The following is a 24,529-nucleotide window of genomic DNA, read 5'->3' as shown; positions in this document are numbered from 1 at the left end:
GAGGGGTCCGGTTCGGGCCACCAGAACCTAGCGGAGCGTTCGTCACTCTCCAAAGCGACGCGACTACGTACCGTTGCGCATCCGAACGTACACGCGGTTGTCCGGGTGATCAATAACCGAACGCGCGGGCGGTGTTCGCACTGAGGGCCGTGGCGAGGGCGTCCTCGTCGGTGCCGCGCACGGCGGCCATCGCGCGCACCGTGACGGGGACCAGATAGGGGGCGTTGGGCCGCCCCCGGTACGGCGCCGGGGTCAGGAAGGGGGCGTCGGTCTCCACGAGGACCAGTTCCAGCGGGGCGACGGCGAGGGCGTCACGCAGGTTCTGGGCGTTCTTGAAGGTGACGTTGCCGGCGAAGGACATGAAGTAGCCCTCGCGGGCGCAGATCCGGGCCATGTCGGCGTCGCCGGAGTAGCAGTGGAAGACGGTGCGCTCCGGGGCGCCCTCCTCGCGCAGCACGCGCAGGACGTCGGCGTGGGCGTCGCGGTCGTGGATGACGAGGGCCTTGCCGTGCCGCTTGGCGATCTCGATGTGGGCGCGGAACGACCGCTCCTGCGCCTCCTTGCCCTCCGGCCCGGTGCGGAAGTGGTCGAGCCCCGTCTCGCCGACGCCCTTGACCTGGGGCAGCGCGGCGAGCCGGTCGATCTCGGCGAGCGCCTCGTCCAGCGCCGCGTCGCCGCCGGGCTCGCGGGCCCCCTGCCGCGACCAGCCGTCGGGGTCGCCGAGGACGATGCGCGGGGCCTCGTTGGGGTGAAGGGCGACGGTGGCGTGGACGCTGTCGTGGGCCGCGGCGGTCTCCGCGGCCCACCGGGAGCCCTTGATGTCGCAGCCGACCTGGACGACCGTCGTCACACCCACCGACGCGGCCTTGGCGAGGCCCTCCTCGACCGTGCCCGACTGCATGTCGAGGTGGGTGTGGGAGTCGGCCACGGGCACCCGCAGCGGCGGCGGGAGCGGCGGTGCCGCGTTCTTGTCGGCGTTCGAAGGCATGCCCCGATCCTACGAAAGGGGCGTGCCCGGGCGGCCGGCCCGTCCGATCAGCCCGCCGCCCTGCGCTGGAAGGGGTGGAGGAGGTCGGACAGGTGCCAGTGGTGCGGCCGGGCGGGCTGCCCCGGCACCTGGGGCGCCTCGACGGGACCCGCCGCGGGCACCCGGTGGTGGCGGCCCTCGGCCACGCCGCGCACCGAGGAGACCTGGCCGGCGCGCATGATCCGCACGACGCGGCCGTCGCAGTTGTGGCAGGCGGGGCGGCTCAGCGGGGACGGCACGATCCGGCCCTCGGCCACGTACATCACGTACTCCTGGCCGTCGCCGTCCCGGTGGTGCTCTATCTCGTACGACTGCTCCCAGCCGAACCCGCACCTCATGCAGGCGAAGGCGTACGACTCGTGAACGACGGCGGTGGCGGTGCCGCGAAGGCCTGTCCGTGCTGCGATCTCGCTCATGCCGGCTCCAGTTGTGCGCTGGACAGGCACCCCGGTGCGGGTTCCCCTGCGGTCCCGGGGTGCGGGACGGGTGCGTCCCTGCGACCAGTGGACGCCCTGCCCGGCGCGAACGCATCCGGCCTGCCGAGTGTTGGAGGCGTCTTGGACTCTCCTTGCCGAAACGGGCCCGGGCGGGCACTTCGGGCTTTGCCTTGCGTGCCGCCCCTTTGCCCCGCGTTGGGGCGCACGCTCAGCGGAGAAGAGGCCTGCTCAGAGCGCGAGTGCGCCCCTGGTCCCGGTGGTCGCCGAGGCCGTTGGGTCACGCCGTGCCCCGGTACACCTCGCCGGCGTTCGGGCGCGGTGCGGGCCGGTGGCGGGCGGCGGGGCCCCGGGCGAAGGCGCGCAGCACGTTCTCCGTCGTCCGGGTGACGAAGACACGCGTGCGGGCGTCCATGCCGTGGTCGCGGCCCCCGGCCGGGGTGCCGGCCATCAGGGCCTCCACCCAGCGCATGGTGCCGGTCGCGAAGACCCCCGCGCCGCTGCCGGCCGTGTAGTACGCCGAGTCGCTGTGGCTGCGCCTGCCGTTGCACACCAGCGGCGAGTGGGCGGTGATCTCCAGGGGTTCCGGTGTGGGTGCGCCCGGGGTGACCCGGTCGTACTCCACGCCGACCAGGTGGCCGAAGCCGTCGCCGGGGCGTACGCCCGTCCCCTCGTACACCCAGTGGTCCGCCGCGTGCACCACGTACGGCGCGTCCGTCGGATACCCCTCGTACAGCACGCCCGTCATCGACGACTCCGGGTCGGCCCCCGGGGACTGGCGGAAGTCCGTCGTGACCAGGGCGGGCCGGTCGGAGTAGCAGGGGTCGGCGCGGAAGGAGGACTTGTAGCAGACCACCGTGCGGTCCGGCCGGGCCGCGCCCTGCTCCAGCCGGACACGGCGGAAGCAGGTGTTGGCGCCGAGGAAGGCCACGTTGGCGCCCGCGTCGCGGGCCTGGGTGACGTGCCGGCGCTGCTCCGGGGTCCAGTACTCGTCGTGTCCGAGGCAGACGACGGCCCTCGCGCCGCGCAGCACGCCCGGGTCGCGGTGCACGTCCGACCCGGTGGTGTAGGCGAGCGGGATGCCGAGCCGCTCGGCCAGCGCCACCGCGGCCCACTCGTACACCAGGAACTTCTCCGCGCCGCTGGAGTCGTAGGGCCGGTCGAAGCTGACGGCGAGGGACCGGTCGGCGTACGCCCCGGTGACGCCCGCGTAGAGGCTGTAGCCGCCCCACCGGTTGTACGCCTGCCAGGTGGCGGGGGCGTGCATCAGCACCGTGCGGCCCGCGCCCCGCGTGGACCTCACGACCAGCGGGACGTAGCGCTGGTGGCCGTCCTCCGCGTCCAGCCGCAGCAGGTAGGCGCCCTCCGGCCAGCCCTCCGTGCCGAAGCTCAGGGTGCGGGGCCAGTCCGCGCGGACGGTGCGGGTGCCGGACAGCAGGCGCGGCTCCGGCTGGACGCGGCCGGGTATCCGCCCGGAGGACCACACCAGCCGGGCTCCGGCCCCGCCGTACCAGCCGGCGCGGAAGGCCGAGACGCGGAAGGAGGCGGCGGTCGTCGAGACGTGCAGGGCGCACTCCTCGCCCGGTGTCACGCTCACCCGGTCGGTGTAACCGGCGACGGCCGTGGCCGGGCCCCGCGAGCGGATGCGCCAGTCGGGTGTCCCGGGGCGGTCCCGCTCGGCGTCCTGGGCGGGCGAGGCGGCGTCGTGGGGACGGCCGCGGGCGGACGGGGACGGGTCGCAGGCCGCGGCCGTCGCCGACACGAGCCCGGCGCCCGCGCACGCTCCGAGGAAGGTCCTGCGCCGCAGCTCCGCCCGGAGCGGCGCCGCTCGTTCATCGGGGCCCACATCGCCTCCCAGTGCGTCCGGCCGACGCCCCTCCACTGCGCGAGCCAGCCTCGCACGCGGAACCGCACCCCGCGCGGCGTGGCGCCCTCGCCCGCGGCCCCCGCCGGGCGCCCGGCCGCGGTCGGGCTAGGCCGTGCCGTCCTTCTTCGCGGCGACCACCGCGTCGAAGACCACCCGCTTGGGCAGGCCTGCCTCCGCCGCCACCGCCGCGATCGCCTCCTTGCGCCGTTCGCCCGCCTCCTCGCGGATGCGCACCCGGCGGACCAGTTCGCCGGCGTCCAGCTCCTCGGGGCCCGTCTCGGCGGCGCCCTCCACCACGACGGTGATCTCCCCGCGCACGCCCTCGGCGGCCCACTCGGCCAGCTCGGCCAGCGGACCGCGCCGCACCTCCTCGTACGTCTTGGTCAGCTCGCGGCAGACGGCGGCCCGCCGGTCCGCGCCGAACACCTCGGCCATCGCGGCGAGGGTGTCGTCGAGCCGGTGCGGGGCCTCGAAGTAGACGAGCGTGCGCCGCTCGCCCGCCACCTCGCGCAGCCGGGACAGCCGCTCGCCCGCCTTGCGCGGCAGGAAGCCCTCGAAGCAGAACCGGTCGACGGGCAGCCCGGACAGGGCGAGGGCGGTGAGCACGGCGGACGGCCCCGGCACGGCGGTGACCTTGACGTCCTCCGCCACCGCCGCGGCGACCAGCCGGTAGCCGGGGTCGGAGACCGACGGCATGCCCGCGTCCGTCACCAGCAGCACACGCGCGCCGCCGAGCAGCTCCTGCACCAGCTCGGGCGTGCGGGCGGACTCGTTGCCCTCGAAGTACGACACCACGCGGCCCTTGGGCGTGACGCCCAGCGCCTGGGTCAGCCGGCGCAGCCGCCGCGTGTCCTCGGCCGCGACGACGTCGGCGCCCGCCAGCTCCTCGGCCAGCCGGGGCGGCGCGTCCGCGATGTCGCCGATGGGGGTACCTGCGAGGACAAGGGTTCCAGTCACGCCCCCATCCTCGCAGGGACCGCGGGGCGGGCGGGAAGGCGACCGTGTCCCGACCGGTACCGCCATGCACGGGACTCACACAGAACGTTTCCCTACGATGGCGCGGTGACCAGTACCGCGTCCTCCATGGACCTCCGGCCGGGCCAGGCACCGCACGACCAGCGGCCGACGTGGCAGCAGCGGCTGCGCCGATTCGGGTACGCGCCCGCTGGGGACGCGCCCGCGGGCGACGTGCGCGACCGGCTGGTTCCGCCGTACAACGAGCCGAGCCCGCGCCTGTGGCAGGTGCTGGGCGTGCCGCCGGTCCTCGCCGAGCGGGTCACCCGCTGGTCGGGCTGGGGCGGTCCGCTGCTGGTGACGCTGATGGCGGGCCTGATGCGCTTCTGGCACCTGGGCAGCCCGCGTGCGGTGATATTCGACGAGACGTACTACGCCAAGGACGCCTGGGCGCTCGTCCACCGCGGGTTCGAGGTCAACTGGGACAAGCACGCCAACGACGCGGTGCTGCAGACCCACGGGCACCTCGCGATCCCGGCGGACGCGGCGTACGTCGTGCACCCGCCGGTCGGCAAGTACGTCATCGGCCTGGGCGAGCTTTTGTTCGGGTTCGACCCGTTCGGCTGGCGGTTCATGACGGCGCTGCTGGGGACGCTGTCGGTGCTGATGCTGTGCCGGATCGGGCGCCGGATGTTCCGCTCGACGTTCCTCGGCTGCCTGGCGGGCGCGCTGATGGCGGTGGACGGCCTGCACTTCGTGATGAGCCGCACCTCGCTGCTGGACGGCGTGCTGATGTTCTTCGTGGTGGCCGCGTTCGGCTGCCTGGTCATCGACCGCGACAGGGCACGCGCGCGACTGGCCGCCGCGCTTCCGGTCGACGCGGACGGGCGGGCGCGGCCGGACGCGGGCGTGGCCGACACCCTCCGCCTGGGGTGGCGGCCCTGGCGCTGGGCCGCCGGGCTGATGCTGGGCCTGGCCATCGGCACCAAGTGGAACGGGCTCTACATCCTGGCCGCGTTCTGCGTGCTCGCGGTGCTGTGGGACGTCGGCGCCCGCAAGGTGGCCGGCGCCCACCGCCCCTACCTGGCGGCGCTGAAGCACGACACGGGCATCACGTTCCTCGCGACGGTCCCGGTGGCGATCGGCGTCTACCTGCTCTCCTGGCTCGGCTGGATCCTCTCCCCGGCCGACGGCACCGGCGGCTACTTCCGCAACTGGGCGGCGACCGACGGCAGGGGCGGCCACTTCGCCTTCCTGCCGGACTGGCTGCGCAGCCTGTGGCACTACGAGCACGAGGTCTACAAGTTCCACGTCGGCCTGTCGACCCCGCACACCTACCAGTCCAACCCGTGGAGCTGGCTGGTCCTGGGCCGCCCCGTCTCGTACTTCTACGAGTCCCCCTCCCCCGGCGCCGACGGCTGCCCGGCCGACGCGGGCGAGAAGTGCGCCCGCGAGGTCCTGGCCATCGGCACCCCCGTCCTGTGGTGGGCGGGCTGCGCCGCCATCGTGTACGTGCTGTGGCGCTGGGCGTTCCGCCGCGACTGGCGGGCCGGCGCGATCGCCTGCGGCATCGCGGCCGGGTACCTGCCCTGGTTCATGTACCAGGAGCGGACGATCTTCCTCTTCTACGCGGTCGTCTTCCTCCCCTTCATCTGCCTGGCCCTGGCCATGCTCGTCGGCGCCATCATCGGCCCCCCGGGCTCGACGGACACCCGCCGCCTGATCGGCGCCTCGGCGGCGGGCGTGCTGGTGCTGCTGATCGCCTGGAACTTCATCTACTTCTGGCCGCTGTACACGGGCACGGCGATCCCGATCGACTCCTGGAGATCGCGGATGTGGCTCGATACCTGGGTCTAGCCGGGGCGGCGTACGACGAGGGCACGGCCTGCGCCGTGCCCTCGCGGCCGTTCCCGTACCGGTCGAGGCGTCCGGTGAGAGGCGGCGGCACCGCCGGCCGGACGCCCCACCGCCCCCCGATATTCCGTTTCCACCCGGCCCCGCCGCCCCTACCGTGGCCCCGTGACGACTCAGGTGATCGTGCTCAACGGCGGGTCCAGCTCGGGGAAGTCCGGGATCGTGCGGTGTCTGCAGGCGGTGTTGCCCGGGGCGTGGCTGGCGTTCGGGACGGACACGTTCGTGGACGCCTTGCCGGCCTCCATGCGGGCCGGGGACGGGGGGATCGAGTTCGCGGCGGACGGCGAGGTGGTCGTCGGGGCGGAGTTCCGGGAGTTGGAGGCGGCCTGGATCGAGGGCGTCGCCGCGATGGCGCGGGCGGGCGCCCGGGTCGTCGTGGACGAGGTGTTCCTCGGCGGGGCCGACTCGCAGGCGCGGTGGCGCAAGGCGCTGGACGGGCTCGGGGTGCTGTGGGTCGGGGTCCGGTGCGAGGCCGCCGTCGCGGCGGGGCGTGAGGTCGCCCGGGGGGACCGGGTCGCGGGGATGGCCGCCGCCCAGGCGGAGCTCGTGCATCAGGGGGTGACCTACGACCTGGCGGTGGACACCACGCACGCCGAGTCGATGGAGTGTGCGCGAACCATTGCCGCACATGTCGGGTGATCGACCGGAGGGTGACGTCTCTGTTCGGACAACAATCGGCAACGCCGGTCCCAACAGCCCGGCAACCGCTTACAGTTCCGCTGCGACCTGGTTTTGAACGCGTTCAGCAACCTCCGGGCGCGACAGGTCCCACGGGGAGACGGGGAGAGGGAGCGCCTGATGCGCAGCGGAGTGAAGGCCGGGATCATAGGCGGCGTGTGCGCGGCCATGCTGGGCGGCGCCGGTTACGGCGCCTACAACATCCTGTCCGCGCTGAGCGGTGACGGGGGGACGGGCTCGGCCGCCGTGCGGACCGGGCCGCCCAGCCGGGACGAAGTGAAGGACACCACGGGGAGGTTCTTCGCCGCGTGGGAGAAGGGGGACGCCGCCACGGCCGCGTCGTACACCGATTTCCCTGAGTCAGCCCGGGAGTTGCTGACGGCGTACCGGAGCGACGCGCACCTCACCGACGTGCGCATCAGGCCCGGTGCGGCCACCGGGGCGACCGTGCCGTTCACGGTCAGGACAACGGTGTCGTACCAGGGCAGGTCCCAGCCGCTCAGCTACCGGAGCACGTTGACCGTCGTGCGCGGGGAGACCTCGCACCGCGCCCTGGTCGACTGGCGGCCCTCCGTCGTGCACCCGCAGCTGCGCAAGGGCGACACCCTCGCGACCGGTGAGTCGGCGACGCCCGAGATCGAGGCCGTGGACCGCGACGGGCAGGTGCTGACGAAGGAGAAGTACCCCTCGCTCGGACCGGTCCTGGACGAGCTGCGCAAGCGGTACGGCGGCACGGCGGGCGGCCGGCCGGGTGTCGAGCTGGTGATACGCCACCAGGGCACCGACGGGGAGAGCCCGGCCGACACCACCCTGCTCACCCTCGCCAAGGGCAGGCCGGGCAGGCTCCGCACCACGCTCAGCGCGAGCGCGCAGGCGGCGGCGGAGACGGCGGTGCGGAAGTACCCGGACGCGTCCGTCGCGGCCGTGCAGCCCAGCACGGGCGAGATCCTGGCCGTCGCCGACCACCGGGAGGACGGCTTCGACGCGGCCCTGCTCGGGGAGCGCCCACCCGGCTCGACCATGAAGATCATCAGCGCGGCGACCCTGATCGACACCGGCCTGACCAGCGCGAACGGAAAGGCTCCCTGCCCGCCGTCCGCCGTGTGGCAGAGCCAGACGTTCCACAACCTCAAGAACCTGCCGCCGAACGAGAACGCCACCCTCTCGGAGAGCTTCGCCCGCTCCTGCAACACGGCGTTCGTGAAGTTCGCGGACGACCTCGGGGTGGACGCCCTCACCGAGGAGGCGCAGGACCGGTTCGGGCTCGGGCGCGACGACTGGAAGATCGGGGTGCCGTCCTTCGACGGCCGGGTGCCCGCCTCGGGCGGGCCGGACACGGCGGCCAACCTGATCGGCCAGGGCCAGGTGCAGATGAGCCCGCTGAACATGGCCTCCGTCACCGCCACCGCGATGACCGGCGCCTTCCGGCAGCCGGTGATCGTGCCGCTGTCCCTGGACCACCGCGAGCCGGCCCGCGCGCGCGGGCTGTCGCAGGGCACCGTCCAGCAGCTGCGCGCCATGATGAACCGCACCGCGACCAGCGGCACCGCGGCCGGCGTGATGTCCGGGCTCGGCGGGAACATCGGCGCGAAGACGGGGTCGGCCGAGTCCGACGGGCAGGCGAAGTCGGACAGTTGGTTCGCCGGGTACCGCGACGACGTGGCCGCCGCCGCGATGGTCCAGGACGGCGGGCACGGCGTCGACGCGGCCGGTCCGATTGTCGCAAGCGTGCTACGGACCGCGGGCTGACGTCACCCTCGCGGCCGGGGACTTTAGGCTGGTCGCCGTCGTTGGGGTGTGCGGGTCGCGGGAAACGCTGGGCAAGGCGCGGAGGAACTGAGGCTGTGGGCAAGAGAAGGCGCGTCGCCGAGCGGCGGAAGAACAGACCCGTGGTGCTCGGCGGGATGATCGCCGTGGTCGTCGGCGGCGCCGGGATCGGCGCCTACGCGCTGTACGGCGGCGGGGCCGCGGCCGACGACCGGCCCTCCCGCCCGGCCGTGAAGACCGGCCCGCTCAGCGCCGCCGAGGTCCGCTCGGCGTCCACCGCCTTCCTCACCGCCTGGCAGCACGGCAGGGTGACCGAGGCGGCCGCCGCCACCGACGACCCGTCCGCCGCCGCGGCACTGCTCACCGGCGCCGCCGAGGACGCCCACCTGAAGGACGTCACGCTCACCGCCGGCAAGGCCGCCGGCGCCAGAGTGCCGTTCTCGGTCAGGGCGACGGTGTCGTACAAGAGCACCGGCAAGCCGCTCGGCTACGACAGCTCGCTCACGGTCGTGCGGCGCAAGAGCGACGGCAGGGCGCTGGTCGGCTGGCACTCCTCGGTCGTCCACCCGGACCTGAAGGACGGCGACCGGCTGGTCACCGGTGAGTCCGGCACCCCGCCGGTGAAGGCGCTCGACCGCGACGGCGGGAAGCTGACGGCGGCGAAGTACCCCTCCCTCGGCACCGTGCTGGACGGCCTGCGCGAGAAGTACGGCAAGACGGCGGGCGGCAAGGCGGGCGTGGAGCTGCGCGTGGTACGCGGCAAGGAGTCCAAGGCGGCCAAGCTGTCGGACAAGACGCTGCTGGAGCTGAGCCAGGGCACGCCGGGGACGGTGCGCACCACGCTCAGCCCGGCCCTGCAGGCGACGGCCGAGCAGCAGGTCGACAAGCGGGACCACGCCTCGGTGGTGGTCGTGCGGCCCTCGACCGGGGAGATCCTCGCGGTCGCCAACAGCGGGCACGGCTTCAACTCCGCCTTCCAGGGCTCGCTGGCGCCCGGTTCCACGATGAAGGTCATCACCTCGTCGCTGCTGGTCGACAAGGGCCTCGCCTCGGCGGACAAGAAGCACCCGTGCCCGAAGACGTTCACCTACGGCGGCTGGAAGTTCCACAACGACGACGACTTCGAGATCAAGGGGGGCACGTTCAAGGCGAGCTTCGCCCGCTCCTGCAACACCGCCTTCATCAGCCAGGCGAAGAAGCTGCAGAACGACGACCTGACCAAGCAGGCCCAGCAGGTCTTCGGCCTGTCCATGAACAACTGGGCGGTCGGCGTGCCGACCGTCGACGGCTCGGTGCCGGTGCAGTCGGCCGCGCAGATGGCCGCCTCGCTGATCGGACAGGGCGGGGTGCGCATGAATCCGCTGAACATGGCGTCGGTCGCCGCCACCGTGCAGTCGGGCGCCTTCCACCAGCCCTACCTGGTCTCCCCCGCGTTCGACCACCGGAAACTGGCCACGGCGTCCCGCGTCCTGTCGATCAGGACGCTCTCGCAGCTGCGCGAGCTGATGCGGTACACGGCCGCGTACGGCACCGCCGCGGAGGCGATGTCGGGGCTCGGCCCGGACTACGGCGCCAAGACCGGTTCGGCGGAGGTCGACGGTCAGAAGAAGCCCAACGGCTGGTTCACCGCGTACCGGGGCGACCTGGCGGCCGCGGGCGTGGTCCAGGCCGGCGGTCACGGCGGTGACACGGCCGGGCCGATCGTCGCGGCCCTGCTGAAGCAGGGGGGCTGAGCGCCCGGGCCGCCGGCGGCCCGGCTCAGTACACCACCGGCTCGGCCCGGTAGGTCCGGAGCAGGAAGTCGATCAGCGCCTTCGCCTCGAACTGCACCACCGAGACACCGCGGTCGGAGTGGAACTCGACGACCGCCTGGACGCGTCCGCACGGCCACACCCGCACGTCGCCGCTGGCCGCGGGCGCGGTCAGACCCTGTTCGATCAGGTCCCGGGAGCAGGTCCACTCGTGCGTGCCGGGCAGGTCGATGTGCACCGACCGCGGGTCGTCCTCGGGGTCGTAGCGCAGCAGGACGGGCACAGCCCCCGGATCCTCCTCGTCCGTGACGATATGGGCGCGTGCGTACTGTTCGACTACAGGCATCGGACCGTCCTCTCACGCTCAGTGACCCGAGCGGAAATGCCTCATCCGCTCCTTACCTAATGTCCCATATTTTCCGATTTGCACCTCCGGGAGACGGAAACGACGTCTCTCTTGCAAACCCTTCGCAACAAGGCCCTAAAATCGTACGGTGCACGTACCTGACGGATTCATCAACGCCCCTGTCTCCGCCGTCACCGGAGTGGTCGCCGCCGGCGCCATCGCGGTGAGCCTGCGGGCCGCCCGCCGCGAACTCGACGAGCGCACGGCCCCGCTGGCCGGTCTGGTGGCCGCGTTCATCTTCGCCGTACAGATGCTCAACTTCCCCGTCGCGGCCGGAACAAGCGGTCATCTGCTGGGCGGTGCGCTCGCCGCGATACTCGTCGGTCCCTTCACGGGGGTGCTGTGCGTGTCGGTGGTGCTGCTCATGCAGGGTGTGCTGTTCGCGGACGGCGGGCTCACCGCGCTCGGCGTGAACATCACCGACATGGCGATCGTCACGACCGTCGTGGCCTACGCCGTCTTCCGCGGGCTGCTCGCCGTGCTGCCCCGCAAGCGCCGCTCGGTCACCGTCGCCTCCTTCGTCGCAGCGCTGGTCTCGGTGCCGGCCGCCGCCGTCGCCTTCACGTTCATGTACGCGGTCGGCGGCACCACCGACGTCTCCATCGGCAAGGTGGCGACCGCGATGATCGGCGTCCACCTGCTGATCGGCCTCGGCGAGGCGGTGATCACCGCGCTCACCGTGGGCGCCGTGATCGCCGTGCGCCCGGACCTGGTGCACGGTGCGCGCGGCCTGCGGCAGCGCCTGCGACTGCGGGTGAACGGCGAACTGGTGGACGCGCCCGCTCCCGCCGTCCCCGTGGCGGCGCGCGCCTCCCGGCGCACCCTGTGGCTGACCGGCCTGGTCACCTCGCTGGTCCTCGCCGGGTTCGTGAGCTTCTACGCCTCCGCCAACCCCGACGGCCTGGAGAAGGTCGCGCACGACCAGGGCATCGACAAGAAGGCCGAGAAGCACGCCTCGTCCGACTCCCCGCTCGCCGACTACGGCGTCAAGGACGTCTCCGACGCACGGCTGTCCGGCGGCCTCGCGGGCGTGATCGGCGTCGGCGTCACCGTCGTCGCCGGCAGCACGGTGTTCTGGGCGGTGCGCAGGCGCCGCGGCTCGGACGTCTCCCCCGCCTCGACCGCGAACACGGGCGCCTGACGTGGGAGCGGGACACGCGCACCGGCTCTACCGGCACGGGCACTCGCCCGTCCACGCCCTGCCGCCGCACGCCAAGCTGGCGGCCGCCTTCGCGTTCGTGGTCGTCGTGGTGTCGACCCCGCGGGAGGCGATGTGGGCCTTCGCGGCCTACGCCGTGCTGCTCGCCCTCGTGGCGGGCCTGGCCCGCGTGCCCGCCGGGTTCCTGCTGAAGCGGCTGCTGATCGAGGTGCCGTTCGTGGCCTTCGCGGTGCTCATGCCGTTCGTGGCCGAGGGCGAGCGGGTGCACGTCCTCGGCCTGTCGCTGAGCGTCAACGGACTGTGGGGCGCCTGGAACGTGCTCGCCAAGGGCACCCTCGGCGTCGCCGCCTCGGTGCTCCTGGCCGCCACCACCGAGCTGCGCGAACTGCTGCTCGGGCTGCAGCGGCTGAAGCTGCCGCCGCTGCTCGTGCAGATCGCCTCGTTCATGATCCGCTACGGCGACGTCATCACCGACGAGATGCGCCGGATGCGGATCGCCCGCGAGTCGCGCGGCTTCGAGGCGCGGGGTGTGCGGCACTGGGGGGTGCTCGCCAAGTCGGCGGGCGCGCTGTTCATCCGCTCCTACGAGCGCGGGGAGCGGGTGCACCTGGCCATGGTCAGCCGGGGGTACGCCGGCTCGATGCCGGTCATCGACGAGGTGACCGCGTCCCGGGCCGAGTGGCGTCACGCCCTCGCCCTCCCCTGCGCCGCCCTCGTCGTCTGTCTGCTGGGATGGGTCCTGTGACTACACCTGCCTCGCTGGAGGTATCCGGCCTCGCCTTCGCCTACCCCGACGGCCACCAGGCCCTGTTCGGCGTGGACTTCTCCATCGCGCGCGGCGAACGCGTCGCGCTGCTCGGTCCCAACGGCGCCGGCAAGACCACGCTCGTGCTGCACCTGAACGGCATCCTGGGCGGCGGCACCGGCACGGTGACCGTGGCCGGGCTGCCGGTCGGCAAGCGGCACATGGCCGAGATCCGGCAGAAGGTCGGCATCGTCTTCCAGGACCCGGACGACCAGTTGTTCATGCCGACGGTGCGGGAGGACGTGGCGTTCGGGCCGGCGGCCGCCGGGATCAGGGGCGCGGCGCTGGAGGAGCGGGTGCGCACCGCGCTGGACCGGGTCGGGATGGGGGACTTCGCCGACCGCCCGCCGCACCACCTGTCGTTCGGGCAGCGCCGCCGGGTCGCGGTCGCGACAGTGCTCGCGATGGAGCCGGAGATCCTGGTCCTGGACGAGCCGTCGTCCAACCTGGACCCGGCCTCCCGGCGGGAGCTCGCCGACATCCTGCGCTCCCTGGACGTCACCGTCCTGATGGTCACGCACGACCTGCCCTACGCGCTGGAGCTGTGCCCGCGCTCGCTGATCCTCAGCGACGGCGTGATCGCGGCGGACGGACCCACCGGCGAGCTGCTGTCCGACGACACGCTGATGCGGGCGCACCGCCTCGAGCTGCCGTTCGGCTTCGACCCGAGGTCCGTGACGGCGGGCGCCTGACCCCCCGGCGCCCGCCGCCCCGCGGCAACGTCGGTGTAACGATTCCGCAGGGGGCGGCACCGCCGAGGAATCGCAGGCCCGCGGACCCCGTTGCACCCACTGCCGCAGCTGAATCGGAAGGGACGGCGGACGTGGACGTGCACGGCACAGTGGCCGAGGGCTTCGAGCCGGTCAGGCGGGCGTTCGCCGCCAACTTCGAGCTGCTCGGGGAGCGGGGCGCGGCCGTCGCCGTGTACCGGGACGGCCGGAAGGTCGTCGACCTCCGGGGCGGCACCCGGGACGTGGACGGCACCGCCCCCTGGGCGCCGGGCACCGCGCAGGTCGTGCGCTCGGCGACCAAGGGCGTCGCCGCCGCCGCGCTCCTGCTGCTGCACCAGCGCGGCGAGCTGGACCTGGACGCCCCGGTCGGCGAGTACTGGCCGGAGTACAAGGCGGCCGGCAAGGAGCGCACCCTCGTCAGGCACCTGCTCGCGCACCGGGCCGGGGTTCCGGTGCTGGACCGTCCGCTGACCCCTGAGGAGGCGGCCGACCCCGACCTCGGCGCGGCGGCCGTCGCCGCCCAGGCGCCGGTGTGGGAGCCGGGCACGGACCACGGCTACCACGCGCAGACCTACAGCTGGCTCACCGGCGAGCTGATCCGGCGGATCACCGGGCGCCCGGTGGGCGCGTACATCGCCGAGGAGATCGCCCGGCCCGCCGGCGCCGAGCTGTGGCTCGGACTGCCCGAGGCGGAGCAGGCGCGCGTCGGCCGGGTCGGTCCCGTGGAGGCGCCCCAGGCGGCCGGCACGCTGCGCACCCGCCCCAAGCGGGCCGTGTCCGAGGCCTACGCCGACCCGGATTCCCTCACCCGCCGCGCCTTCGCGGCGATCACCCCGCTGCCGGACGAGAACGAGCCCGCCTACCGCGCGGCCGCCCTGCCCGCCTCCAACGGCATCGCCACCGCCGACGGCCTGGCCCGCTTCTACGCCTCGCTCATCGGCGAGGTGGACGGCGGCACCCGGCTGTTCACCCCGGCGACGGTGGAACTGGCCCGCGCCGAGCGGTCGGCGGGACCGGACCGGGTGCTCGTGGTGGGCACCCGGTTCGGCCTCGGCCCCATGCTGCACGGCAGCGCCGCCCCGATGCTGTCGCCCGGCTCCTTCGGCCACCCGGGCCGCGGCGGCTCCCTCGGCTTCGCCGACCCGGAGTCCGGTGTCGCCTTCGGCTACGTGACCAACGGCTTCCGCAAGAGCGTGACGGCGGATCCGAGGGCGCAGGCGCTGGTCCGGGCGGTGCGTGCGGGGCTGTCGGCGCTCGGCTGAGGAGCCGTCCGCGTCACACGTGGATCGGGTGCGAGCTCCGCCCGGACTCCGCGTCGATCTCGCCGTGCGCCTTGGTCAGCAACTGCATCGCCAGTTCGTTGAGAGCACGGGCCCCCGCGATCTCCTCGCCCACCCGGGGCTGGTTCGAGTCGACGTTGTGCCGGCTGGCGTGCCCGTGCGCCCGTACCTCGCTGCCGTCGGGCAGGCGCACCAGGGCGGCCGCCCGGGTGCGCGTGTCGTCTTCCTGGAACTCCAGCTCGACGTGCCATCCCACCGTGGTGCTCATCATGTCGGCCACCTCCGGAACCAGTGATTCCCGCTGGTTCCAGGGTGCTCCCGCACGGGCGGAACGTCACGTGGAGGCCTGGTCGCTGTCCCTGAACTCGCCCCAGCCGTGCCAGCGCTCGACCTCGATGTACGCGCTGACCCGGGGCCTGGACCGCTCCGGGTAGGGCTTGCCGGTGTAGTGCTCCGACAGCCGGTCGATGTCGGTCAGGTCCTCGTCGTCCCGCAGGTCCGCGACCCGCCCGATCAGGGTGACGTGGTTGTACCAGTCGTCGTCGGCGAGGACGGTGAGGCTGATGCGCGGATCGCGGCGCAGGTGGCGCAGCCTGACCCGGCCCTCGTCCAGGTTGACCAGCACCCGGCCGTCGTCCTGCCACAGGTACCAGGTGGCCGTGGTGACGGGCGCCCCGTCGGAGCGCACGGTGGCCATGACACAGGGGTTGGGGCGGCGCAGCAGTTCCTGGGCCTCGGGCGGCAGCGGGGGTTTCGACATGGTGCTCTCCTCGGTGTTCGTCGGTCTCGGCCGGTGTTCGTCTCGGTCGGTCTTCGGCCGGTCTCTGCCGGTGTTCACGGTGTTCGCCTCGGCCGGTCTGTGCCGGTCTCGGCTGCGGGTGCGGTCCTCAGCGCGCCGGCTCGTCGTCGAAGCTGGCGAAGTAGGCGGCGGCCATGTCCTCGTCGGCGTGGCCCTGGGCGGCGGCCCGGGCGAACCGCTCGGCGGCCGCCGCGGCGACGTCGAGCCGTACGCCGCTCTGTTCGCCCGCCTGGACGATGAGCCGGGCGTCCTTCTCCGCGGTGGCCACGGCGAAGGAGGCGGGCTTCAGCTTGTCCTCCAGCACCAGGGCGGCCTTGGCCCGCAGGTACCCCATGTCGAGCGGTCCGCCCTCGATGAGGCCGAAGAAGTCGTGCGGGTCCACGTCCAGCGCCTTGGCCAGGGCCAGCGCCTCGCCGGCCGCCGCGGTGACCGCGAGGACCCAGCTGTTGGCGACCAGCTTCAGCCGGCTGGCGCTGCCCGCGGCCCCGTCGTCGCCGGTCCACACGGTGCGGACGCCGACCGCGTCGAAGACGGGCGCGAGCGTGTCGCGGCCCTCCTCCGGTCCGGCGGCCAGCACGGTGAGCTGACCGGCCTCGGCGGGCTCGCGGGTGCCGAGCACGGGGGCGTCGTAGAACACCAGCCCGTGCTCACCCGCGAACCGGGCCAGGTCGGCGACGAGTTCGGTGCCGACGGTGGTGCACTGCGCCCAGCAGACCCCGGAGCGCAGCCCCGGCGCCGCCTCGCGCATGACGTCCAGGACGGTGCCGCCGTCGTAGAGCATGGTGAGCACGACGTCCGCGCCCTCGACCGCCTCGGCGGGCGTGCCGGTGACCCGGATGCCGTCCGAGGCCAGCGGCTCGGCCTTCTCCCTGGTGCGGTTCCAGGCCCGGACGCCGAGTCCGGCGCGGGCGATGTTGCGGGCCATCGCGGCACCCATGATGCCGGTGCCCAGCACGGCGACGGTCGGCTTGTCGGTCATGGACGGCTCCCTGTCGTACGGTTCGTGTCCCCGGGTTCCCATCCTCGTGGTCCCCGGTCGTCTTCGTACGGGTCTCCACTCCGGGCCGTTCCTTATCCACCCTCTCCGGCCCGCGGCATCAGTCCGACGCCACGGCCGGCGGGGAGCTGGGCGCCGGTGGTGACCGGCGGCGTCACCCGGTCCGCTCGCGCACGTCCACCAGGTCGGCGCCGGCGTGGGCGACGAGTGCCCGCGGCTCGATCGGGAAGACCGTGTGCGGGGTCCCGGCCGCCGCCCACACCACCTCGTGCGCGAGCAGCGAGCGGTCCGCGAGGACCCGGGTGCGGGTGCGGTGCCCGAAGGGCGGCACGCCGCCGATGGCGTACCCGGTGGTCTCGCGGACCAGGCCGGCGTCGGCCCGGGTGACCTTCGCGGCTCCCAGCTCCGCGCGCACCCGATCCACGTCCACCCGCGAGGCCCCGTCCATCAGGACCAGGACGGGCGTCCCGTCGGCCGCGAAGACCAGTAACTTGCAGATCTGGCTCAGCGCGCAGCCGACCGCCGCGGCGGCCTCGGCGGCGGTCCGGGTGCCCTCGGGGAAGCGGCGGGCGCGGGCGAGCACCTCGTCGAGGCCGAGGGCGCGCAGGGCCTCGGCGAAACGGGGGTGGGCTCCGGATTCTTCGGCGTCAGTGGCTGCTGTCGTCATGACCCGCACGCTAGCGGCGCCCGCACGGCGCGCGCGAACGGGTTGTCACCGGCCGGCGCGCCCGCCCTCCGCGGTGAACGGAAGAGGCCGGTGAGGGCAGCCCCGTCCCCACGGAACCCTCACCGGCCGGTCTTCACGAGAAGCGGTACGTCAGGCGCTTACCAGCTCCTTGCCCGCGTCGCGGTCCGCGCCGGTGCGCAGTCCGTCGCCCTCGACGTCCACGTTGGGCAGCGCCCGGTCCAGCCACTTCGGCAGCCACCAGGCCCGCTTGCCGAGCAGCGCGAGCACCGCCGGGACGACGGCCATGCGGACGACGAACGCGTCGAAGAGGACGGCCACGGCGAGGCCGAAGCCGATCATCTTCACCATCGACTCGCTGGAGCCGATGAAGCCGGAGAAGACGGCGATCATGATGACGGCGGCGGCCGTGACCACGCGCGCCCCGTGCTTGAAGCCGGTGACGACGGCCTGCTGGGGCTTCTCCCCGTGGACGTAGGCCTCGCGCATCCGGGTGACGAGGAACACCTCGTAGTCCATCGCGAGTCCGAAGACCACGCCGACCATGAAGATCGGCATCATCGACATGACCGGGCCGGTCTCCTCCACGTTCGTCAGGCCCGACAGCCAGCCCCACTGGAAGACCGCGACCACGGCGCCGAGGGCGGCCGTCACGCTGAGCAGGAAGCCGAGGGCCGCCTTCAGCGGGACCAGGATCGAGCGGAACACCACGATCAGCAGCAGGAACGCGAGGCCGACCACGAGGGCGAGGTAGGGCAGCAGGGCGTCGTTCAGCTTCTGCGAGACGTCGATGTTCATCGCCGTGGAGCCGGTGACCAGCACCTTGGCGTCGGTGGCGGAGGTGATGTCCGCGCCCTTGTCGCGGATGGCGTGCACCAGGTCCTCGGTGGTGACCGACGACGGCTTGGAGTCGGGGACGACGGTGATCGTCGCGGTGTCGCCCGCCTTGTTGGGCGTGGCCGGGGTGACCGTGACGACGTCCTTCAGGCCCTTGATCTCGTCACCGACCTCGGTGAAGGCCGCCTTGGGGTGGTCGCTGCCCTTGGCGTCGACCACGACCATCAGGGGGCCGTTGAAGCCGGGGCCGAAGCCGTCGGAGAGGAGGTCGTAGGCGCGGCGCTGGGTGGTGGAGACCGGCTGGGAGCCGTCGTCGGGCAGGCCCAGCTCCAGGGAGGCGGCCGGGACGGCCGCCGCGCCGAGGCCGATCACACCGAGCAGCAGCACGGCGACCGGGCGGCGCACGACGAAGCTCGCCCAGCGCGTGCCCATGTTGGGGCGGCCCGGCCTCTTCGGCGTCCGGCCTCCGCCGAGCAGCCTGCTCTTCTCGCCGGCCGGCTTGATCCTGCGGCCCGCGTAGCCGAGCAGCGCCGGGATCAGGGTGAGCGCGATCAGCACCGCGATGGCGACCGTGCCGGCGGCGGCGACGCCCATCTTGGTCAGCATCGGGATGTTGACCACGGAGAGGCCGACGAGCGCGATGACGACGGTCAGGCCGGCGAAGACCACCGCCGAGCCCGCCGTGCCGACGGCCCGGCCGGCCGCGTCCTCGCGCTCGCGGCCCTCGGTGAGTTCGGCGCGGTAGCGGGAGACGATGAACAGGGCGTAGTCGATGCCGACGGCGAGGCCGATCATCGAGGCCAGGATGGAGGTGGTCGAGCCCAGGTCCAGGGCGTTGGCCAGCGCGGTGATGGTGGAGACGCCGATGCCGACGCCGATGATCGCGGTCAGCAGCGGGAACCCGGCCGCGAGCAGCGAGCCGAAGGTGATGACGAGGACGACCGCGGCGATCGCGATGCCGATGACCTCGCTGGAGCCGGTCTCGGGGGTCGCGGTCAGCGCGTCACCGCCGATCTCGACGGTCAGGCCGGTGTCGCGCGCGTTCTGCGCGGCGTCCTTCAGGGCGTCCTTGGCGGAGTCCTCCAGCTCCATGCCGGAGACCTTGTACTTCACCGAGGCGTACGCGACGGTGCCGTCCTTGCTGACGGCGTGCCCGGCGTAGGGGTCGGCGACCGAGGCGACCTCGGAGCCGCTGCTCAGCTCCTTCACCGCCTGGTTCACGGCCGCCTTGTTCGCCTTGTCCGTCATCTTCTCGCCGTCCGGCGCCTTGAAGACGACCCGCGCGGTGGCGCCGTCGGCGCTCATCCCGGGGTAGCGCTGTTCCAGCAGGTCGAAGGCCTTCTGGGCCTCCGTGCCGGGGATGGAGAACGAGGTGCTGCCGGCGGGCGGCGCGGAGGCCGCGCCCACCCCGGCGAGGGTGAGCAGCGCGACCCATACGAGGGCGACGAAGTGCCGTCGCCGGAAGGCGAGCCGGCCGAGTTTGTAGAGGAACGTGGCCACGAGGGCGTACTCCCGGTCAGGTCGTGGGGTTCATCAGGGCAGGGGCGATCAGCCCGACGACGTGAGCGGTGACGTCAGATGGTGGGCTTGCGGGGAGAGCGATCAGGGGATGATCAAGCTGATCAGGCTGGGGTGACGCCGAGGGCGGGGAGGACCACGGCGTCGATGTACGAGGTGAGGAAGGCCCGGGTGGGCGGCTGGTCGTCGAGCAGCGCGCGGGTCGCGAAGCCGCCGACCATCATGTGCAGCAGGAAGTCGAGCGCGGGACAGTCGGGGCGGACCTCGCCCCGGTCGATCGCGCGCCGGATCACCTGGTGGAAGCCGGAGATCTCCGGCTCCACGAGCTGGGCCCGGAAGGCCTCGCGCAGGTCGGGGTTGTTGTGCATCGCCATGGCGACGCCCCGCATGAGCGCCGAGTTCTGCTCGATGGTGCAGTCGTCCTCGAGCCGTACCAGTGCGTGCAGGTCGCCACGGAGCGTGCCCGTGTCGATCTCACCGATCCGGTCGGGTTTGCCGTGCCGGATGGCCTTCACCACCAGCTCGGCCTTGCCGCCCCACTGGCGGTAGAGGGTGGCCTTGCTGGACCGGGTGCGAGCGGCGACGGCGTCCATGGTGAGGGCGTCGTAGCCGACTTCGCGGAGCAGGCCGAGCACGGCCGCGTACAACTCGGCCTCGCGTTCGGGCGTGATCCGACTGCGACGCGCGGTTGCGGCCTCAGTCATGTCTCTCACCTTCCCGGTGCGGCTGCCCGCTTGGAACGACACGGTTTCGTACACGACGAATGTACCCCGGCCCCAAGCGAAACGAAACGGTTTCGTTCGTGTGCTGGGTCACGCCTGTCGGATTCCCATAAGGAGCCGGGGCGCTTCCGGTCGGCTCCGGTTGCTGGGCCCCCGTACCCGGAAAAGCATGGGAAGGGTGAGCTATCTGCGCCTTCCCCACCTCAACGGCGAGCAGCTGTGCTTCGTGGCCGAGGACGACCTCTGGCTGGCCCCCCTCGGCACCCCCGGCCGGGCCTGGCGGCTCACCGTGGACCGCGCCAAGTGCGGCCACCCCCGCTTCTCGCCCGACGGCGGCCGCATCGCCTACGCCTCCTGGCGCGGCCTCGTGCCCGAGATCCACCTCGTCGGCGTCGACGGCGGACCGTCGCGGCAGCTCACGTACTGGGGCAGCGCCGACACCCGGGTCTGCGGCTGGACACCGGACGGCGACATCCTCGCCGTCACCTCCCACGGCGAGCCCTTCTCCTATTTCACCTGGGCCTACAAGCTGACCACGGACGGCGCGCCCGGCCGCAGACTGCCCTGGGGCCCGGTCTCCGACATCCAGGTCGCCGACATCGAAGGCGAACGCCGGAGCCTGCTGCTCACCGGCACCCCGCCGCACGAGCCGGCCTCCTGGAAGCGCTACCGGGGCGGCGCCATGGGCCGGCTCTGGCTGCACGGCCGGCGGCTGCTGCCGGACATCGGCGGGCACCTGCACTCGCCCATGTTCGTCGGCGGACGGATCGCCTTCCTCTCCGACCACGAGGGCGTCGGCAACCTCTACTCCTGCGCCTACGACGGCTCCGACCTGCGCCGCCACTCCGACCACGACGCCTTCTACGCCCGGCACGCCTCGACCGACGGCGCCCGGGTGGTCTACCAGTGCGCGGGCGACCTGTGGCTCGTGGACGACTTCGCCCCGGACGCCGTGCCGCGCAGGCTCGACATCCGGCTGGACGGGCCGCGCGCCGGGCGCCGCCGGCACCAGGTGCCCGCCGCCCTGAACGTCGACGGCATCTCCGTGGACGAGACCGGACGGGCCAGCGCGATCGTGGTGAGGGGCAGCCTGTACTGGCTCACGCACCGGGACGGCCCGTCCCGCACCATCACCGACACTCCCGGGGTCCGGGTCCGTCTGCCGGAGATGCTCGGCACGACCGGGCAGGTGGCGTACGTGACGGACGCCGAGGGCGAGGACGCCGTCGAGATCGCCCGGCTGCCCCGGGCCTCCGGCGACCGCGCCGCGCGCCGGCTCGCCCGGGGCGAGCTGGGCCGGGTCCTGGAGATGGTCTCCGACCCGCTGGGCGAACGGCTCGCCGTCGCCTCCCACGACGGACGGCTGCTGCTGATCGACGTCGGGGACGCGCAGGAGGAGGCAGCCGGCGAGGGCGCCGCCGAGGGTCCGGCGGACTCCGGGGACCCCGGCGGCGGGGCGGCGGCCGCCGTCCCGGACGGCCTGGTCACCGAGCTGATCCGGTCCGACAACGGGCCCGTCCGCGACCTCGCCTTCTCCCCGGACGGCTCCTGGATCACCTGGTCCCACCCGGGGATCGGCCGCACCCTGCGGCAGATCAAGCTGGCCCGCATCAAGGACCGGCACATCGTGGACGTCACCAACGGCCGCTTCGAGGACGAGAACCCCGTCTTCACCCGCGACGGCCGCTACCTCGCCTTCCTGTCCTGGCGCGGCTTCGACCCGGTGTACGACGTCCACACCGGCGACCTGTCCTTCCCGCTGGGCTGCCGCCCCTATCTGGTCCCGCTCTCCTCGGCGACGCCCTCCCCGTTCGCCCTGAACCCCGAGGGCCGCCCGGCCGCCGGGGGACTCGACCCGCTCGAGGACGAGGGCGGCGGGGAGGGCGGCGCGGTCACGGTGGAGGTGGAGGGTCTGGAGAACCGGGTGACGCCGTTCCCGGTGGTCGCCTCCAAGTACTCCGCGCTGTACCCGGTGGCCGGCGGGGGCCTGGTCTGGCTGCGCTGGCCCATCTCCGGGGCGCTCGGCGAGACCTTCGCCAACCCGGCCGACATCAGCGGCCGGCCGACGCTCGAGTACTTCAACATCGCCAAGGCGAAGAAGGCCGAACTCGTCGACCACATGGACTGGTTCGCGGTGAGCGGGGACGGGACCCGGCTGGTGGTGGTCGACGAGGGCGACCTGCGGGCGGTGCCGTCGACCGAGACCGGCGACGGCGACACGACCGTCTGGATCGACCTGCGCCGCATCGTGCACCACGCCGACCCGCCCGCCGAGTGGCGCCAGGCCTACGACGAGGCCGGCCGGCTCATCCGCGCATACTTCTGGGACCCCGGGATGTGCGGCATCGACTGGCACGCGGTGCTCGACCAGTACCGCCCCCTGGTCGAACAGGTCGCCTCCCCCGACGACTTCGCCGACCTGCTGCGCGAGGTCCTCGGCGAACTGGGCACCTCGCACGCCTACGTCACCGCCGCCCGCCGCAACGAGGGCCCGTCCCACTACCAGCGCTGGCAGGGCCTGCTCGGCGCCAACCTGGTGGAACGGCACGGCGGCTGGGCGGTCAAGCGCATCCTGCCCGGCGACTCCTCCGACTCCAAGGCACGCTCGCCGCTGGCCGGCACGGGCATCCGCGAGGGCGCCCTGCTGACCCACGTCGACGGCCGTCCCGTCGATCCGCTCACCGGGCCCTACCCGCTGCTCGCCGGGTCGGGCGGCACGACGACGGAGCTGACCTTCGCCCCGCCGCCGGGCGAGCCGGGGCGGCCCCGGCGGATCGCCATCGTGCCGCTCGTCGACGAGCGGCCGCTGCGCTACCAGGACTGGGTGGCCAAACGCCGGGAGGTCGTGCGGGAGTTGAGCGGCGGCCGGTGCGGGTACCTGCACATCCCCGACATGGGCGGCTCCGGCTGGGCCCAGTTCAACCGGGACCTGCGCATGGAGGTCTCCCGGCCGGCGCTCATCGTGGACGTGCGCGGCAACGCGGGCGGGCACATCAGCGAACTCGTCGTCGAAACCCTCAGCCGGACGATCCTCGGCTGGGACCTGACCCGCAACGCCCAGCCGGTGTCGTATCCCTCGAACGCGCCCCGGGGCCCGATCGTGGCCCTGGCCGACGAGGCGACCTCCTCCGACGGCGACATGATCACCGCCGCCTTCAAGCTGCTGAAGCTGGGGCCGGTCGTCGGGCAGCGCACCTGGGGCGGCGTGGTCGGCATGACGGGCCGGCACCGGCTCGGCGACGGCACGGTCATCACGGTGCCGATGAACGCGGCCTGGTTCGACGCCTACGGCTGGTCCGTGGAGAACCACGGCGTCACCCCGGACCTGGAGGTCCTGCGCACCCCCCTGGACTGGGCCGAAGGCCGCCACGCCCAACTCGACGAAGCGGTCCAACTGGCCCTGGAACTCCTAGTGACCAACCCCGCCGCCCCCCCCCCGGACTACAGCGACGTCCCCTGCGCCCCCCGCCCGCCCCTCCCACCGAGGCCCTAGAAGCGTGCACTCCCGCGCCCCCCAAGGGACGCGTGCGCGATCTTTCAAGTGACGCGGGGAACGAACCGCGGCCCAAAGGAGCGCGGGGAACGAAGCGCGGCCCAAAGGGGCGCGGGGAACGAAGCGCGGCCCAAAGGGGCGCGGGGAACTGCGCGATCTTTTAAGGGGCGCGGGGAACTGCGCGACCAGCCCCCACCCACCCGCACCCGACAACCCGCACCCGACTACCCGCACCCGACAACCCACCCCCGACACCCCCGCCCCCAACGCCAACGCCAACGCCAACGCCAACGCCAACGGTCCAGCACACCGCCCCAACACCCCGCCCCCAGAACAACAGAGGGAGGGGTGCCCCCCAAGACCTCGGAGGGCACCCCAAGCTGCCGACCCGGCCGGAGCCGAGCGCAGCGCTACGCGTCGTAGTCGGCGTCGAAGCGGTCGTCCATCTCCCGCTGCGAGTCGTCGATGTCGCGCATGTTGCGGCCCCGCTCAGGCTGCTGGTGGCCTCGCTGACCCTGCTGCGGCCCGTGCTGGCCCTGCTGCTGACCACGCTGGCCCTGCTGCGGACCGCGCTGGCCGGCCTTCTCCCGGGTGGCCTGGCCGGCCTTCTCCCGGGCCTGGCCGACCTTCTCGCGGGCCTGGCCGACCTTCTCGCTGGTCTTCTCGGTGAACTGGTCCTTCATACCCATGTGGGTTCACTCCCGA

At 73.2% G+C, this 24,529-nt stretch carries 21 protein-coding genes; 9 read left to right on the top strand and 12 right to left on the bottom strand.

Features of this window, described 5'->3' with window-relative positions; genetic code table 11:
* Positions 1–109: 109 nt before the first annotated feature.
* From ACFQ9Z_RS31260 to rsmI, 4 genes are all read right to left on the bottom strand, one after another.
* Complete coding sequence (locus ACFQ9Z_RS31260) at positions 110–988, bottom strand: TatD family hydrolase (protein ID WP_383026776.1); 879 nt, start codon at positions 986–988, stop codon at positions 110–112.
* A 47-nt stretch (positions 989–1,035) separates the two neighbouring features.
* Positions 1,036–1,443 (bottom strand): hypothetical protein, encoded by a 408-nt coding sequence (locus tag ACFQ9Z_RS31255; RefSeq protein WP_143631184.1) that lies wholly within the window; start codon positions 1,441–1,443, stop codon positions 1,036–1,038.
* A 298-nt stretch (positions 1,444–1,741) separates the two neighbouring features.
* Entirely contained in the window at positions 1,742–3,307 is a 1,566-nt protein-coding gene (locus tag ACFQ9Z_RS31250; RefSeq protein WP_383026772.1) for a N,N-dimethylformamidase beta subunit family domain-containing protein, read from the bottom strand.
* Between the two features lie 126 nt (positions 3,308–3,433).
* Positions 3,434–4,285: a 16S rRNA (cytidine(1402)-2'-O)-methyltransferase gene (gene rsmI, locus ACFQ9Z_RS31245; RefSeq protein ID WP_383026769.1), complete on the bottom strand. Its 852-nt coding sequence runs from the start codon at positions 4,283–4,285 to the stop codon at positions 3,434–3,436.
* Between the two features lie 105 nt (positions 4,286–4,390).
* Between rsmI and ACFQ9Z_RS31240 the strand changes: the two genes are divergently transcribed.
* The 4 genes from ACFQ9Z_RS31240 to ACFQ9Z_RS31225 all read left to right on the top strand — a co-directional run bounded on the left by ACFQ9Z_RS31240 (position 4,391) and on the right by ACFQ9Z_RS31225 (position 10,374).
* Positions 4,391–6,139 carry a dolichyl-phosphate-mannose--protein mannosyltransferase gene (locus ACFQ9Z_RS31240; protein WP_383026766.1) on the top strand — a complete coding sequence of 583 codons (1,749 nt, stop codon included), beginning with the start codon at positions 4,391–4,393 and terminating at the stop codon, positions 6,137–6,139.
* A 162-nt stretch (positions 6,140–6,301) separates the two neighbouring features.
* Positions 6,302–6,835: a chloramphenicol phosphotransferase CPT gene (gene cpt, locus ACFQ9Z_RS31235; RefSeq protein WP_383026763.1), complete on the top strand. Its 534-nt coding sequence runs from the start codon at positions 6,302–6,304 to the stop codon at positions 6,833–6,835.
* Positions 6,836–6,994: 159 nt separating this feature from the next.
* Positions 6,995–8,623 carry a penicillin-binding transpeptidase domain-containing protein gene (locus tag ACFQ9Z_RS31230; RefSeq protein WP_383026760.1) on the top strand — a complete coding sequence of 543 codons (1,629 nt, stop codon included), beginning with the start codon at positions 6,995–6,997 and terminating at the stop codon, positions 8,621–8,623.
* Between the two features lie 95 nt (positions 8,624–8,718).
* Positions 8,719–10,374 carry a penicillin-binding transpeptidase domain-containing protein gene (locus ACFQ9Z_RS31225; protein WP_383026757.1) on the top strand — a complete coding sequence of 552 codons (1,656 nt, stop codon included), beginning with the start codon at positions 8,719–8,721 and terminating at the stop codon, positions 10,372–10,374.
* 25 nt (positions 10,375–10,399) lie between these two features.
* On the opposite strand, the gene ACFQ9Z_RS31220 is transcribed toward ACFQ9Z_RS31225, so the two are convergent.
* Positions 10,400–10,738: an SsgA family sporulation/cell division regulator gene (locus tag ACFQ9Z_RS31220; protein WP_383026752.1), complete on the bottom strand. Its 339-nt coding sequence runs from the start codon at positions 10,736–10,738 to the stop codon at positions 10,400–10,402.
* A gap of 148 nt (positions 10,739–10,886) precedes the next feature.
* Here ACFQ9Z_RS31220 and ACFQ9Z_RS31215 point away from each other — a divergent pair, with 148 nt between their 5' ends.
* The 4 genes from ACFQ9Z_RS31215 to ACFQ9Z_RS31200 all read left to right on the top strand — a co-directional run bounded on the left by ACFQ9Z_RS31215 (position 10,887) and on the right by ACFQ9Z_RS31200 (position 14,755).
* Positions 10,887–11,939, top strand: coding sequence for an energy-coupling factor ABC transporter permease (locus tag ACFQ9Z_RS31215; RefSeq protein WP_383026749.1), 1,053 nt, complete (start codon positions 10,887–10,889; stop codon positions 11,937–11,939).
* 1 nt (position 11,940) lies between these two features.
* Positions 11,941–12,702, top strand: coding sequence for a cobalt ECF transporter T component CbiQ (gene cbiQ, locus ACFQ9Z_RS31210; protein WP_383026743.1), 762 nt, complete (start codon positions 11,941–11,943; stop codon positions 12,700–12,702).
* Positions 12,690–13,454, top strand: a complete 765-nt coding sequence (locus ACFQ9Z_RS31205; RefSeq protein WP_383026739.1) for an energy-coupling factor ABC transporter ATP-binding protein — start codon at positions 12,690–12,692, stop codon at positions 13,452–13,454. The genes cbiQ and ACFQ9Z_RS31205 overlap by 13 nt, the downstream gene beginning before the upstream one ends.
* A gap of 131 nt (positions 13,455–13,585) precedes the next feature.
* Positions 13,586–14,755 carry a serine hydrolase domain-containing protein gene (locus tag ACFQ9Z_RS31200; RefSeq protein WP_383026735.1) on the top strand — a complete coding sequence of 390 codons (1,170 nt, stop codon included), beginning with the start codon at positions 13,586–13,588 and terminating at the stop codon, positions 14,753–14,755.
* A gap of 13 nt (positions 14,756–14,768) precedes the next feature.
* Here the strand turns inward: ACFQ9Z_RS31200 and ACFQ9Z_RS31195 are convergent, their stop codons facing one another.
* From ACFQ9Z_RS31195 to ACFQ9Z_RS31170, 6 genes are all read right to left on the bottom strand, one after another.
* Positions 14,769–15,044 (bottom strand): DUF1876 domain-containing protein, encoded by a 276-nt coding sequence (locus ACFQ9Z_RS31195; RefSeq protein WP_383026732.1) that lies wholly within the window; start codon positions 15,042–15,044, stop codon positions 14,769–14,771.
* 63 nt (positions 15,045–15,107) lie between these two features.
* Entirely contained in the window at positions 15,108–15,533 is a 426-nt protein-coding gene (locus ACFQ9Z_RS31190; protein ID WP_383026729.1) for a PPOX class F420-dependent oxidoreductase, read from the bottom strand.
* Positions 15,534–15,660: 127 nt separating this feature from the next.
* Positions 15,661–16,551, bottom strand: coding sequence for an NAD(P)-dependent oxidoreductase (locus ACFQ9Z_RS31185; protein WP_383026725.1), 891 nt, complete (start codon positions 16,549–16,551; stop codon positions 15,661–15,663).
* A gap of 172 nt (positions 16,552–16,723) precedes the next feature.
* On the bottom strand, positions 16,724–17,236 hold the full coding sequence (locus ACFQ9Z_RS31180) for a YbaK/EbsC family protein (protein ID WP_383026721.1): 513 nt from the start codon (positions 17,234–17,236) through the stop codon (positions 16,724–16,726).
* Positions 17,237–17,386: 150 nt separating this feature from the next.
* Entirely contained in the window at positions 17,387–19,591 is a 2,205-nt protein-coding gene (locus ACFQ9Z_RS31175; protein WP_383026717.1) for an MMPL family transporter, read from the bottom strand.
* Positions 19,592–19,713: 122 nt separating this feature from the next.
* Positions 19,714–20,313, bottom strand: coding sequence for a TetR/AcrR family transcriptional regulator (locus ACFQ9Z_RS31170; protein ID WP_383026713.1), 600 nt, complete (start codon positions 20,311–20,313; stop codon positions 19,714–19,716).
* Between the two features lie 196 nt (positions 20,314–20,509).
* Here ACFQ9Z_RS31170 and ACFQ9Z_RS31165 point away from each other — a divergent pair, with 196 nt between their 5' ends.
* Complete coding sequence (locus tag ACFQ9Z_RS31165; RefSeq protein ID WP_383026710.1) at positions 20,510–23,824, top strand: S41 family peptidase; 3,315 nt, start codon at positions 20,510–20,512, stop codon at positions 23,822–23,824.
* 410 nt (positions 23,825–24,234) lie between these two features.
* On the opposite strand, the gene ACFQ9Z_RS31160 is transcribed toward ACFQ9Z_RS31165, so the two are convergent.
* Complete coding sequence (locus ACFQ9Z_RS31160; RefSeq protein WP_383026707.1) at positions 24,235–24,513, bottom strand: hypothetical protein; 279 nt, start codon at positions 24,511–24,513, stop codon at positions 24,235–24,237.
* Positions 24,514–24,529 lie beyond the last annotated feature (16 nt).

The organism is Streptomyces sp. NPDC056580 (genome assembly GCF_042793175.1).
Lineage (GTDB): Bacteria > Actinomycetota > Actinomycetes > Streptomycetales > Streptomycetaceae > Streptomyces.
This window is presented reverse-complemented; position numbering and strand designations above follow the sequence as displayed.